The organism is Citricoccus muralis (assembly GCF_003386075.1).
GTDB classification, from domain to species: Bacteria; Actinomycetota; Actinomycetes; order Actinomycetales; family Micrococcaceae; genus Citricoccus; species Citricoccus muralis.
Genome location: NZ_QREH01000001.1, coordinates 1,802,975 through 1,816,205 on the forward strand (window position 1 = coordinate 1,802,975; position 13,231 = coordinate 1,816,205).

Consider the following 13,231-nt stretch of genomic DNA (forward strand, 5'->3'; position numbering starts at 1 on the left):
TCACCGGAACAGCACCACCTTTGCGGTGTTGCCAAGAATTTTCAGATCTCCCACCAGAGACCTACGCTGCACGTAGTCCACGTATGCAGCGGCCTTTCTCGGAAGGATCGAGTCCACATAATGCGACTCAGGATCCCGGGCCAGCGCCAGTTCGTCGCCCTCGTTCCGAAACTCGATGGACGCCGGATCCGTGATTCCCGGCCTCACTGACAGGATGATCGGTCGCATCTCGGTGGGCCATTGGGCAACATACTCGGGAACCTCCGGACGAGGTCCCACCAACGACATATCTCCGCGGAGCACATCGTAGAACTGCGGGACCTCGTCCAGCTTGGTCTTGCGGAGGATCGCGCCGATGCGGGTCACCCGTGGATCTCCGGTGCCGGATACGGCGAGTCCATCGTGGTCGGGTCGCATGGTCCGGAACTTATGAATCTTGAACGTCCGGCCGTACTGCCCGACACGTTCCTGGGTGAAGAGCACCGGGCCCGGAGACGTCGCCTTGATGGCGACGGCCACGACAGCCAGTGCGGGGCTGGTGACCACCAAGGCCGCTGCCGAGACGACCGTATCGAGGACCCGTTTGATCACCTCGTCAGCACCCGCCCGACGGCGCCGATGACCTTGTCCACGTCCTCGTCGGTCATGGAGGAGAAGATCGGGAGGCTCACGGCCCTCTCGAACTCCCGAGTGGCCACGGGGAAGTCAGCATCGTCCACACTGCAGGCGTCTTTCCAGTAGGGGTGCAGGTGGAGAGGGATGAAGTGGACCGAGGTTCCGACACCTTCGTCGCTCATGCGGTTAATGAACTCGTCACGGTGCAGTCCCGCCGTCCCGGCGTCGATGCGAAGCATGAAGAGGTGCCAGGCGTGATTCTCAGGGTCCTCGGGGACCAATGGCAACTCGATGGGCAGGTCCCGGAACGCCTCCAGGTATCGTTGAGCGATCTCTCCTCGTCTGTCCCGCATCTCCACGGCTCGACCAAGCTGGACACGGCCCATGGCCGCGGCAGTGTCCGGAAGGTTGTACTTGAACCCGGGTGCCACGACATCGTAGCGCCAGGCCGGCACCGTCGACTGGTAGCGGTTGAACACGTCTCTACTGATCCCGTGCAGGCGCATGGTTCGCATGCGCTGGGCGAGGTCCTCGGTTCGAACCATCACCATGCCGCCCTCACCGGTGGTGATCGTCTTGGTCGCATAGAAGCTGAACACCACCGCGTCCGAGGTCGAGTTGCCGACGAGCTTTCCGTTCGACCTCACGGGGAAAGCGTGGGCCGCATCTTCGACCACCAGCAGCTGATGCCGGTCCGCGAAGTCCTCCAGCTCGCGGGCATCCACCGGGATCCCGGCCAGATGCACCGGCATTACGGCCTTGGTGCGGTCAGTGATCTTCCGCTCGGCGTCTTGGAAGTCGATGTTGAGAGTCGTTGGGTCAACGTCTACCAATATCGGATCCGCGCCCACATACCGGACCACTTCTGCCGTGGACGTGAAGGTCCAGGTTGGGACGAGCACTTCGTCACCCGGACCGATTCCTAGTGCTTCCACGGCCAGGTGGAGTCCAGCTGTCGCCGAGTTGACGGCCACACACGTGATGTCTTCGCCGCCCAGGAACTCCGCCATTTCCTTCTCGAAGGCGGCGGCATTCGGGCCAGTCGTCAGCCAACCCGAACGAATCGTCTCGGTGACTGCCTCGATCTCAGCCTCGGTGATGTCCGGCCGGGCGAACGGCAGGAAGGGGACGGTCTCAATGTTCTCAGGCATCCTCAGAGATCCTTTCGGAGGCAGACGTGTTCACTGCTTTGACGTATCGGTTCATGCGTCGGTTCTCCGGCGTCGAATACTCGTCATGCAGGGTCCACCCGAGCCGGCTGTAGAAGGCATTCACGCTGTCATTACCCTCTGCGTCGGTGGTCAGCATGGCGGACGAGGCACCTTGCCGTTGCGCCTGGTTGGTCCAGGCGTCCAACAGCTGGCGCCCGGCACCCTGTCCCTGCAGGTCCGGGTCAACACAAATGGAACTCAAAAGGGCCGCTCCGGGCAGGTTGTCAGAGACCTCCCCACGGTAGGCCACAGCGCGCAACAGCCGCGGCGCGTGCACCGGGTTCTTCAACGCGATCGCCGCACTCTTGGTGGCGAAGCCCACGAGTCGTCGTTTCAGTAGGCGTTTGAAGAAGCCCGCGGGTTCTGTGGTTCCCACCGCCGCGCCCCGCACTCTGCCGGAACCATCGAGCAGCACTGAGGATACCGCCGTCGGGTCCTCCAGGAAGCCCTGGTAGAACTCCCCCAAGAAACCCGGCCCCAGCTTCGTGAGGAAGAACTCCGGGAAGGCCTGTTGATGAAGTCTCGCGACCGACTCAATATGCATCCTCCGCAGCGGAACGGTGCGCAGGGGCGAGGTGCCGGTGTCGTCCAAATCGGTGCGTCCGGCCGCGACGGCCAAAGTGTGTTCGGCGAGATCCGTGGTGGCGGCGAGGCTGAATTGGTCTTGGTAGGTCTTCCGCGCGGTGGCGCCCATCGTTGACAACCCGTCTCGTCCCAGCGCCGCCAACTGCCGAATCCCGGCAGCAATTCCGGCCGGGTCCCTCTGGTCGACGGCCAGTCCCGCACCCGACGACGACACCACGTCGACCACGTCACCGCTGGCGGCCACCAGCGCGGCGGTTCCGGAGGCAAGGATCGCCTGGGTCTTGCTCGGCATCGTTAGGGGAGTGAGTGGGTCCTCCACCAGGCTGATGTAGGCGATGTCCGCCGTCGCCATGAGATCAGTCATTTGCTCCTGTGGGACACGGCCGATGAAGCGCACAGAGGGTGCAGACTCGGCGAGGGAGCGAAGATGTTCCTCGGTATTGCCTCCGCCCGCCATGAGACACACGAACCGCTCAGGGTCCAGAGATTGGCACGCCGTCATCAAGGTGTCGAGTCCCTGGGCCTGTCCCATGGCACCCGCGTAGACGAGGACAATCTGGTCCTCACCGATGCCCAGTTCCCCCCTCATGGACCGACCCCCGGGATGGAACACCTGCTCATTGGCCGGCTTCGGGATATAGGTGATCTTCCCAGCTGGAACTCCTCGTTCGGCGAGGATGCCTCCCACACTGGGGGCGATGTGCACGACCGCGTCGGAGGCCCGGTACATGGAGGAGACCCATGCGTTGAGCACCGGTGCAGCGACCTTTCCGACGACGCTGCCCGCCGGAAACCCAGACACCATGACGGTGTCCGGCCACAGGTCGGCCACTTCGCTGATGATCGGGGTGCCCCGCAGATACCTCTGAACAAGCATCGGGAGGGCCACCGTAATCGGAGAGTAATTGACCCAGACCACATCCGCCTCGCGGAGGGAGTCGAGCCCCAGCGCGGTGGCGCTCGCCCCGAAGGAGCCGTAGTTGATCAACCTCTTAGCCAGCGAATCGTCGTGGCTCGGAAAGAGGAAGGTTCGTGTGACGTTGACCCCGTCGAGGGTTTCCCGCAGGCGCGGTTGGAGCCGGTATCCGTCGGCCAGCAGTCCTTCGGGATAATTGGGAAACCCTGTCACCACGTTGACGCTGTGCCCCCGCTTGACCAGTTCTCGGGCGAGGACTCCCGGCAGGGAAGCCGGGCCGGGTTCCGGGTCGTACCACTGAGTGATCATCCCGATCTTCATGCCGCCGACCATCGTCCTTGAGTCGTAACCGTGTCCATCAGGGTCGTATCCATATGGAGATTCACGCGACACCGGGGGATTCATGCTGGGGCTGGTGCTTGCCACAGCGCTCCAACCAGACGTGTACATCCATGTCACTGGGCGACAGGGTATGGACGTGGGCGTGGGAGATTTTGGGGTGGAACGGACGCTCGTCGCCCTCCCCCAAGCCCACCAACTCCTCGTGCATCTTCTCGCCCTCGCGGAGGCCAGTGAAGGTGATCTCGACATCCTTGCCGGACATCTCGATCATCCGCTCCGCAATGTCAAGGATCTTGACCGGCTCGCCCATATCCAGGATCAGCACCTCAGCGGGGGCTCCGATGGCACCGGCCTGGACGACCAGCTGACAGGCTTCGGGGATGGTCATGAAGTACCGGGTGACGTCCGGGTGGGTCACCGTCACTGGACCGCCCCTCTCGATGAGCGACCGGAAGGTCGGCAACATGGAGCCGCGGCTGCCGATGACGTTGCCAAACCGGACGGAGAGATAGGGGCGGTCCGTCTCCTGTGCCGTCCAGGCCGTCAACTTTTCGGCGACCCGCTTGGAGTGCCCCAGCACGCTCGTCGGGTTAGCCGCCTTGTCCGTGCTGATGTTGATGAAGGTCTCCACGTCAGCATTTCGCGCCGCATTGAGTACGTTGAGGGTCCCCAGAACGTTGGTCTTCCAGGCCTCCTCCGGATACTGCTCGAGCATCGGCAGATGCTTGAGTGCCGCCGCGTGGTAGACCACCTGCGGCTTGCGGTCCTGGAAGATCTTTTCCAGCGCATCTGCCTCGCGGATGTCAGCAAGCACCACATCGCGGGTATGAAGCAACCCGTGCCCGACGGTCCCGAGTTGAGCCATTTGGAGGCCGGTCTCATCTCGATCCAGCATGATGAGTTCGGTAGGGGCAAACTTCGAGATCTGCCGGCAGAGCTCCGATCCAATCGAGCCCCCAGCGCCCGTGACCAGGACTCGTTTGCCGGCGATGTAGTCGGCGATGGACTCAACTTCAGTGTCCACGGGATTCCGGCCGATCAGGTCCTCTATGGAGATATCCCGCAAGTCTGAGAGCTTGGTATGACCCGCCATGATCTGCTCCAGGAGCGGGAGTACCCGGACGTGAAGTCCGGCTTCACTGGCAGCGTCGGAGATCTCCCGTACCAGAGCCGAATCCGCCCGGCCGATCGCCAGTACGAGTTCTTTGGCACCGGTCTTGTCCGTAACCTCTTTGAGGTCATCGAAACCACCCATCACCTTGACACCGCGAATCTCCAAGTTGGACAGTTGCGGGTCATCGTCCAGGAGGGCTACGGGGCGGTACTCAGACTCAACGTCTGTCTGCATACGACGAATCACCGTCTCACCCAGGTAGCCAGCACCGTAAACGATGGTGGCCGCGGCCCTCTTTCCCGGCTTGCGACGACGCTCCATCATAAGCCGGTACATGTATCGCACGCCCAACATGCACAAGAGGGCCATGGGAGTCGCGATGATGCCTGTGCTTCGAGGGGAGTCGAACACGTTGCCCACCACGAGCATCAACACCGTGGTGATCAGACCCACCAGAACCACGATGTACGTCAGGGTCTTGACCTCGTCGAAGGTGCCGTAGACATGCCGACCGCGGTAGATGCCACTGAGTAGGCCGAGAACCGACTGAAGGAATGCGGCGACCACACCGAAGAGGAGTAGCCCACCCCACCCCATCTGGCCGAAATCGAATTCATACCTCAGCCACGCGGCCAACACGATCATGGCGATCCAGCTCACCACGTCAACCGTGAAGAAAGTCGTTCTAGCCACGCGCGTTCGAGTCCGCCGATTCATGGTCCTCCAAGGGTGTGCAAGTTCTGGCACGCCCTAGGCGTTCCAGCTGTGCCGTGCTCTACCCAGCCCCCTCAGGCGGGCGACAGAGTGACAGATAAATACTACGTCACGGGCTACAACCTGAAACATCAAATCGGACTACGGCGCTTGCTGGAAGCGATTCAAGGCCGGTTCCACCGATGTGGAAGTTACACCTTCCTGAATGCCAGGTAAAAACTCCTTGTCAGAACCGTTTTGTGTTTCGTCTCACTCCACCGTCACAGACTTCGCCAGGTTACGTGGCTGGTCCACGTCGTAGCCCTTGGCCGTGGCCAGCTCGCAGGCAAAGATCTGCAGCGGAACAGTGGTCAACAGCGGCATGAGCATGGGCTGGGTCTCCGGGACGTAGAAGACCTGTTCCGCGTAGTCCCTGACAGTCTCATCGCCAGCTTCGGCCACCACGATGGTCTTCGCGCCCCGGGCGCGGACCTCCTGGATGTTGGAGACCACCTTCGCGTGGAGGGAGTGGCGATCCATCGGCGAGGGCACCACCACGAAGACCGGCTGGCCTTCATCGATGAGTGCAATCGGGCCGTGCTTGAGTTCGCCAGCAGCGAAGCCCTCAGCATGGATGTAGGCCAGCTCCTTGAGCTTGAGCGCGCCTTCGAGGGCCACAGGGTAGCCGACGTTGCGGCCCAGGAACAGCACAGAGGAAGCCTCAGCCATGGAACGGGCAAGTTCCTTGATGCTGTCTGCGTTGTCCAGGATCTGCTGGACCTTGGCCGGGATGTCGGCGAGGTCGGACAGGATGTCCTTGATCTCTTCGCGGTAGAGCTTCTTGGTCAGCTGGGCCAAGTACAGGCCCAGCAGGTAGGCAGCCGTGATCTGGGCCAAGAAGGCCTTGGTGGAGGCCACGGCGATCTCGGGGCCGGCGTGGGTGTAGAGCACGGCATCAGATTCACGCGGGATCGTGGAGCCGTTGGTGTTGCAGATGGACACCGTGCGGGCGCCCTGCTCCTTGGCATAACGCACCGCCATGAGGGTGTCCATGGTCTCGCCGGACTGGGAGATGGAGACGATCAGGGTGTTGGCGTCGATGATCGGATCGCGATACCGGAACTCATGGGACAGCTCCACCTCGACGGGGATGCGGCACCACCGTTCGATGGCGTACTTGGCGACCATGCCCGCATACGAGGACGTGCCGCAGGCCAGGACGATGATCTTCCGAATGTTCCTGAGCTCGTCCTCGTCGATCCGCAGTTCGTCGAGGATCAGGTTTCCGTCAACGTCGCTGCGGCCCAGCAGGGTGTCTGCCACGGCAGCCGGCTGATCGTGGATCTCCTTCTCCATGAAGGAGGCGAAGCCACCCTTCTCGGCAGCGGAGGCGTCCCAGTCGACGGTGAATTCCTTGCCCTGGGCGGGGTTGCCGAAAAAGTCGGTGATCTCGACTGAGTCGGCGGTGATGGTGACCACCTGGTCCTGCTCGAGTTCGACCGCGCGGCGGGTGAAATCGATGAAACCGGAGACGTCCGAACCAAGGAAGTTCTCCCCCTCCCCCAGGCCGACGACCAGCGGGGAATTCTTGCGGGAGGCCACGACGCGGTCGGGATGATCGGCGTGAACGGCCAACAGGGTGAATGCACCCTCGAGGCGCTGGCTGACCAGCTGCATGGACTTGGTCAGGTCCTGTCCGCCCTCGTGGCGGTAGATGTGGCCGAGCAGAGCGGCGGCCACCTCGGTATCGGTCTCCGAACGGAAAGCGACCCCGTTGGCCAGCAGTTCCTTCTTGAGTTCGGCAAAGTTCTCGATGATGCCGTTGTGGATGACGGACAGCTGGTCACCGTCGGCCAAGTGCGGGTGAGCGTTGAGGTCCGTGGGACCACCATGGGTGGCCCACCGGGTGTGACCGATCCCCACGGATGCCACCGGCACCGGACGGGATTCGAGTTCTGCCGTGAGGTTGGCCAGCTTGCCGGCCTTCTTACGGTGCTCCACAGCACCGTCCGTCACCACGGCAACACCGGCGGAATCATATCCACGGTATTCGAGGCGCTTGAGGCCTTCCATGAGCACGTCCAGGGACGAGTGCTGATCCAACAAAGAGGGCTGGCCAATGTAGCCGACGATTCCACACATGGGGACTAGGTTATCCCGCCGGGAACCCCGCACCGTGCATCGACCACGCCCAGGGGGTTCACACATGCTCCCCACCACCCATAGCGTGACAACCATGAAGGCACTTACATGGCAAGGCAAGCGCAAGGTCAGCGTCGAGAATGTCCCGGATCCGGTGATCCAGGCCCCCACGGACGCGATCGTCCGCATCACGTCCTCAGCCATCTGCGGCTCGGACCTGCACCTCTATGAGGTCCTCGGCCCGTTCATGGACAAGGACGACGTCCTCGGTCACGAGCCCATGGGCATCGTGGAGGAAGTCGGCTCGCAGGTCACCAACCTCTCCCCCGGTGACCGGGTGGTCATCCCCTTCAACATCTCCTGCGGGCACTGCTGGATGTGCGAGCGCGGACTGCAATCCCAGTGCGAGACCAACCAGGTGCGCGAGCAGGGTTCAGGCACCACTCTGTTCGGCTTCTCCCGCCTCTACGGTTCTATCCCCGGCGGCCAGGCCGAGTACCTGCGGGTCCCGAACGCGGACTACGGCCCCATTAAGGTTCCGCACACTGGCCAAGACGAGCAGTGGCTCTACCTCTCGGACATCCTGCCCACCGCCTGGCAGGGCGTGCAGTATGCCCAGGTTCCCGAGGGCGGCTCACTCGCCGTCCTGGGGCTGGGCCCGGTCGGCCAGTTCGCGGCCAGGATCGGCAAGCATCTGGGCTACCGGGTGATCGGCGTGGACCCGGTGGCCGAGCGCCGGGGCATGGCCGAACGCCACGGCATCGAGACCGCAGACCAGGACGAACACCTGGTGGAGCGCCTGCGCCTGGCCACGGACGGCCGCGGCCCGGACGCGGTGCTGGACGCCGTCGGGATGGAAGCGCACGGCTCCCCGGTCGCGGGAGTGGCCCATGCCGCCGTCGGGCTCCTGCCGGACGCCATCGGCCGGTTGGCCATGAAGACCGCCGGGGCGGACCGACTCAACGCCCTGCAGACCGCCATCGAGGCCGTACGGCGCGGCGGGACCATCTCCCTGTCCGGCGTCTACGGTGGCATGGCGGACCCGATGCCGATGCTGACGCTCTTCGACAAGCAGATCGCCCTGCATATGGGCCAGTGCAACGTGAAGCACTGGATCGATGACCTGATGCCCCTGGTGGACGATCCCTCGGATCCTCTCGGCACCCTCGACCTCGCTACCCACCAGGTGCCGCTGGATCGCGCCCCGGAGATGTATGAGACGTTCCAGAAGAAGCAGGACGGCTGCATCAAGGTGGTCCTCAAGCCCGAACTCAGTACGAACGCAACAGGTGGCACGGAGGGCACGACCACCCGGTTCCCTGCGGACACCGGTTCGCACGAAGTGGACGGAGATCGCTGATGCGCGTCGTGGTCCTCGGCGCCACCGGCAACGTAGGCACGGCCCTGCTGCACCGGCTCCAGGCTGCGAAGACTGCCGGTGAGGTGGACTCCATCGTCGGGGTCTCCCGGCGCGGCCCGGACCGTGCCGGTCCGCCCTTCGAGGGCCTGGAATGGCTGAAGATCGACGTCACGGATCCCGACGCTGGCCCCCGGCTGGAGACGGCAATGCGCGGCGCCGACGCGGTGGTGGATTTAGTGTGGGTGATTCGTCCGAACCGCGACCGCGGCTTCTTGCGCGCGGTCAATGTGGAGGGCAATCGGACGGTGTTCCAGGCGGTGGCCCATGCCGGCGTCCCACACCTGGTCTACGCCTCCTCCATCGGTGCCTACGGCAAGGGCTCCAAGACCGTCCCCGTGGACGAGTCCCATCCCACCACCGGGACCCCCACCTCCCACTACGGCGCACAGAAAGCCGAGGTGGAGGACCTATTGGACACCTTCGAGGCGGAGAACCCCGGGGTGCTGGTCACGCGGCTGCGGCCGGGGCTGATCTTCGGGGCCGTGCCGGCACCGGAGATCAAGGACTACTTCATCGGCGATCTGGTCCCGGCGCGCCTGCTGACGTGGTTGCTGGCTGTGGGACGGCTACCGGTGCTGCCGTTCCCGGCCGGCATCCGGTTCCAGGCCGTGGCGGCCGTGGACATCGCGGAGGCGTACTGGCAGGTGGTCCGGCAGCGGGCCGGCGGGGCCTTCAACGTGGCCGCCGAACCCGTGCTGGACGCCCAGACGATGGGCCAGTTGATCGGCTCACGTCGGTACCTAAAGTTGCCGGTGCCGGTGTTCAAGGCGCTGGCCGCCGCTACCTACGCCGCCCGGCTACAGCCGACGGACCCCGGCTGGGTGGACATGGCAGAGACCGTGCCGATCATGGACACCACGAAGCTGCGGGAGACGACCGGCTGGAGCGAGACGATCAGTTCACAGCAGGCTCTCCGAGCGCTGCTGGACGGCTTCGACGGCGCCGAGGGCCTCGGCAATGCCGGGCACCGCTCGAGCTCGCCGCTCGAGTAGTCCCTCGGAATCGTTGCATCACGGCCGCACCACCTGCGCCGTGGAGTCATTGCCTGCACCTGGTGCCGGGCGTACTGTTCTCCCACCACTTCAGACCCTCACGGGGAGAGCCATGAGTCAAGATCCGACTGAGACCGACGGTGACCTCTACGCCACCATCTTCGAGAACGAGAAAGTGCGGGTCCTCGAGTACCGGGATACGCCGGGCACCCGGACCCACAAACACCACCACGGCGACAGCCTGATGGTCACACTCAGCGACTTCCAGCGGGAGATCACCGTGGCCGGGTCCACTCGTCCGGTGCCGCTCGCCGCGAACCAGGTGCAGTGGCTGCCAGCCCAGGACCACGTGGGCCACAATGTGGGGACCACGGACACGCACGTGTTGTTCGTCGAGCTGAAGTAGCCGCTCCCCGCGCGGAACCTGGCCTAGCGCACCAGGGCCGGCGCCCCACTTCCAGTGCAGCCCGGGGCGGGTCCGGTGTTTGGAGCAGCCAACGATCCAGGGGTTCATCTTTCGGCTAGCCCGTCTCCCGTCGGGCGGTGCCCCTCGCTCAGTGGGTTAAGAACCGGGTGTCCAGCGTTTCGTCGCTGATGCGGCGCACCCTGGCCTGCTGGTCCTGCGCCTGCTGGTAGAGGACCTTCATCCGCTGGCCGTCCAGGCCGGCGTCGGGAAAGCGCTCCGCCAGCTTGGCCAGCACGGCGTACATGCCGGCCTTGCCCTGCAGAGCGCTCTGGAGGATGTCCATCTCCACCTGGGTCATGCCTTCGGACTTCGACCGGGTGATGTTCACCGGGTTGAGCCGGCCAGCCGTCTCAGCGGCGAGGCCCAAGGCGTTCTCCACCACAGACTGGCGCAGACCGAGCCGGTCGATGAGCTGCTTGAGCTCGTCCTGTTCTTCGCTCACCTGCCTCGATATCTCCAGGAACTCTTGCTCGAACTCGGTGCCGTTCCAGGTGCTCGCGGCCGCCTGGAATAGGCGGACTCCACTCTTGGAGCCGAGCAAATGGTGGTTGAGGTAGTCCTGAAGCTCGTCGCGGTTCATGGCGTCGTGGGGAGTGTTCATATCCCCATGGGTACGCGTCCGGCCACCCCCCTGGCAAGGGATGGCCGGACGAAGGCGTCTGATGCCTGACTGCCGAGTGACGGTTCAGCCCGAGAAGTACCCGCTGACCGCTTCCGCCCACACCTGGTGGCCATCCTCGTTCGGGTTGACCTCGTCCGCCAGCAGGGACTCCCAGTCCCCGGAATCCTCGAATGCGCCCTCGATGTTGATCACCGGCAGGTCACGCTCCTCGGCAGCGGCGCGCATGGCGTCCCGGTTCGTGTCCGCGTAGCCCACCCACGTGGGCTGCGCCGGGTTCTGGGCGGTGAGGACCACGGGAGCGGCACCCTCGGCACCGGCGTCCAGGGTGTTGAGCAAGTCCTCCAGCGAGGAGGCCACGGTTTCCGGGGCACCCCAGTGCCCGTAGTTCAGGATCGTGAGGTCGGCCTCGAGTTCAATCATGCCGTCCAGCTCGAGTGGGAAGCCGGGAGTGCCCTCGGCAGCGGAGCCGTTCCAGATGGTGATGGCCCGATCGCCCCCGCCGTAGGTGCGGGGCTCCAGGTACCAGGTGCCAGCCTCGGGGTTCCAGGTATGGACCGTCACGGCGGCGTCCCCGCCGAGCTCCTCTGCCCAGCGGTACACCCATTCACTACTGGTGTTGGACGTGGAGTCGCCAAGCACGTTGATGACGGAGTCATCGTCTCGGGTGACCACGGCCTGGGCTGCTGTGGTGACGGCGTCCACCGGATCAGAGGAGGCATCCTCAGATGCCTCCGTGGCTGAGGGGCTCGCCGAGGGCTCGGCGGTCTCCGCTGGGGACTCCTGCGCCGGAGCGGTCGCATTGCCCCCGCGCGCGGCCTCAGCGTCCGTCCGGTAGTCCTTCTGCTGGGTGAACAGGACCACCAGCAGGGCCACAATGGCCACCACCAGAACGACCAAGGCCGCCCATTGAAGCTTCGACGTTGCGCCCAATTTTTCTCTCACGAGGGCTGATACTACCGGCAGACAAAAGGCATTCGACGAGCCAGCTTTGAGGCGACTCCCACCGAAGGACGCGCCACCGAAGAGTCCGCCGTCACAGTGAAGGCCCCGATGGATGGATAATGGATGGGTGAATCCACCCGACGCCGCCGGCTCCGGAATCCCGCAGGCCACGCCTGTCACTCCCGCCGGCCCCGCCAGCTGGGCAGGCTCCCCACCGGAGCCCGCCGACTCCGAGAACCACTACTCCCCCTTCATCGAGCTGGAGCGGGAGACCTGGGCTCGGCTGGCCAATGAGATGGAACAGCCCTTCGACCAGTCGGACATCGACCGGCTGCGGGGCATCGGCGAGCACCTCTCCCTGCGTGAAGTCGCCGAGGTCTATCTACCGCTCTCCCGGCTGCTGAGCATCCAGGTGGATGCGGCCGCCCATCTGCGGCGGGCCTCCAACGAGTTCCTCGGCGAATCAACCCGGCGCACGCCCTTCGTGATCGGCGTGGCCGGTTCGGTCGCCGTCGGGAAATCCACCACGGCCCGCGTGCTCCAGGAGATGCTGCGCCGCTGGCCCAACACCCCCCGCGTGGAGCTGCTCACCACGGACGGCTTCCTCTATCCCAACGCCGAGCTGGAACGCCGTGGCCTCATGCAGCGCAAGGGATTCCCGGAGTCCTATGACCGACGCCGACTGATGCGCTTCGTGGCCGACATCAAGTCGGGTGCCCCGGAGGTCCGGGCCCCCATGTACTCCCACCTCACCTATGACATCCTTCCGCACGAGGAAGTGGTGGTGCACCGCCCGGACGTGCTCATCATCGAGGGGCTCAACGTCCTCGCCCCGCCCCGCGTCCGCTCCGACGGCACCGCGGGCCTCAGCGTCTCCGACTTCTTCGACTACTCCATCTACGTGGATGCCAAGACCCCCGCCATCCGGCAGTGGTACACCGAACGGTTCATGCGCCTGCGCTCCGGGGCTTTCGCGGACCCGAAGAGCTACTTCCACCGCTACTCCACCCTGTCCGACGCCGAGGCCATCGCCACCTCCTCGGACATCTGGGACCGCATCAACGGACCGAACCTCACCCAGAACGTGCTGCCCACCCGCGGCCGCGCCAAGCTCGTCATGACCAAGGACGTGGGCCACACCGTCACCCGCGTGCTCCTCCGGAAGGTCTGA

General features: G+C 64.5%; 11 protein-coding genes. 4 read left to right on the forward strand and 7 right to left on the reverse strand.

The window, feature by feature from the left end; translation table 11 throughout:
- The 5 genes from C8E99_RS07945 to glmS form a co-directional block, all read right to left on the reverse strand.
- Entirely contained in the window at positions 1 to 591 is a 591-nt protein-coding gene (locus tag C8E99_RS07945) for a sugar transferase (RefSeq protein ID WP_170144559.1), read from the reverse strand.
- Positions 588 to 1,766: a DegT/DnrJ/EryC1/StrS family aminotransferase gene (locus tag C8E99_RS07950; RefSeq protein WP_115931837.1), complete on the reverse strand. Its 1,179-nt coding sequence runs from the start codon at positions 1,764 to 1,766 to the stop codon at positions 588 to 590. Before C8E99_RS07950 ends, C8E99_RS07945 begins: the two co-directional genes overlap by 4 nt.
- Positions 1,759 to 3,660, reverse strand: a complete 1,902-nt coding sequence (locus C8E99_RS07955) for a GNAT family N-acetyltransferase (RefSeq protein ID WP_170144560.1) — start codon at positions 3,658 to 3,660, stop codon at positions 1,759 to 1,761. The genes C8E99_RS07950 and C8E99_RS07955 overlap by 8 nt, the downstream gene beginning before the upstream one ends.
- A gap of 49 nt (positions 3,661 to 3,709) precedes the next feature.
- Positions 3,710 to 5,476 (reverse strand): polysaccharide biosynthesis protein, encoded by a 1,767-nt coding sequence (locus C8E99_RS07960; protein ID WP_245952169.1) that lies wholly within the window; start codon positions 5,474 to 5,476, stop codon positions 3,710 to 3,712.
- A 270-nt stretch (positions 5,477 to 5,746) separates the two neighbouring features.
- On the reverse strand, positions 5,747 to 7,618 hold the full coding sequence (gene glmS / locus C8E99_RS07965; protein ID WP_115931840.1) for a glutamine--fructose-6-phosphate transaminase (isomerizing): 1,872 nt from the start codon (positions 7,616 to 7,618) through the stop codon (positions 5,747 to 5,749).
- 94 nt (positions 7,619 to 7,712) lie between these two features.
- Here glmS and C8E99_RS07970 point away from each other — a divergent pair, with 94 nt between their 5' ends.
- From C8E99_RS07970 to C8E99_RS07980, 3 genes are all read left to right on the forward strand, one after another.
- Positions 7,713 to 8,978: a zinc-dependent alcohol dehydrogenase gene (locus C8E99_RS07970; protein ID WP_115933324.1), complete on the forward strand. Its 1,266-nt coding sequence runs from the start codon at positions 7,713 to 7,715 to the stop codon at positions 8,976 to 8,978.
- Complete coding sequence (locus tag C8E99_RS07975; protein WP_115931841.1) at positions 8,978 to 10,030, forward strand: NAD-dependent epimerase/dehydratase family protein; 1,053 nt, start codon at positions 8,978 to 8,980, stop codon at positions 10,028 to 10,030. The genes C8E99_RS07970 and C8E99_RS07975 overlap by 1 nt, the downstream gene beginning before the upstream one ends.
- Positions 10,031 to 10,142: 112 nt before the next feature.
- Positions 10,143 to 10,436 (forward strand): cupin domain-containing protein, encoded by a 294-nt coding sequence (locus C8E99_RS07980; protein ID WP_115931842.1) that lies wholly within the window; start codon positions 10,143 to 10,145, stop codon positions 10,434 to 10,436.
- A gap of 148 nt (positions 10,437 to 10,584) precedes the next feature.
- Here C8E99_RS07980 and C8E99_RS07985 read toward each other — a convergent pair whose 3' ends face one another.
- Complete coding sequence (locus tag C8E99_RS07985) at positions 10,585 to 11,097, reverse strand: hypothetical protein (protein WP_115931843.1); 513 nt, start codon at positions 11,095 to 11,097, stop codon at positions 10,585 to 10,587.
- Positions 11,098 to 11,181: 84 nt separating this feature from the next.
- Positions 11,182 to 12,060: an SGNH/GDSL hydrolase family protein gene (locus tag C8E99_RS07990; RefSeq protein WP_147301207.1), complete on the reverse strand. Its 879-nt coding sequence runs from the start codon at positions 12,058 to 12,060 to the stop codon at positions 11,182 to 11,184.
- A 253-nt stretch (positions 12,061 to 12,313) separates the two neighbouring features.
- Between C8E99_RS07990 and coaA the strand changes: the two genes are divergently transcribed.
- Entirely contained in the window at positions 12,314 to 13,231 is a 918-nt protein-coding gene (gene coaA, locus C8E99_RS07995) for a type I pantothenate kinase (protein WP_245952457.1), read from the forward strand.

What these genes read in the sequence shown, in the direction of transcription:
- C8E99_RS07950 (WP_115931837.1), bottom strand. Translation starts at nt 1,766, where the DNA reads ATGCCTGAGAACATTGAGACCGTCCCCTTCCTGCCGTTCGCCCGGCCG.
- C8E99_RS07955 (WP_170144560.1), bottom strand. Translation starts at nt 3,660, where the DNA reads ATGGTCGGCGGCATGAAGATCGGGATGATCACTCAGTGGTACGACCCG.
- glmS (WP_115931840.1), bottom strand. Translation starts at nt 7,618, where the DNA reads ATGTGTGGAATCGTCGGCTACATTGGCCAGCCCTCTTTGTTGGATCAG.
- C8E99_RS07970 (WP_115933324.1), top strand. Translation starts at nt 7,713, where the DNA reads ATGAAGGCACTTACATGGCAAGGCAAGCGCAAGGTCAGCGTCGAGAAT.
- C8E99_RS07975 (WP_115931841.1), top strand. Translation starts at nt 8,978, where the DNA reads ATGCGCGTCGTGGTCCTCGGCGCCACCGGCAACGTAGGCACGGCCCTG.
- C8E99_RS07980 (WP_115931842.1), top strand. Translation starts at nt 10,143, where the DNA reads ATGAGTCAAGATCCGACTGAGACCGACGGTGACCTCTACGCCACCATC.
- C8E99_RS07985 (WP_115931843.1), bottom strand. Translation starts at nt 11,097, where the DNA reads ATGAACACTCCCCACGACGCCATGAACCGCGACGAGCTTCAGGACTAC.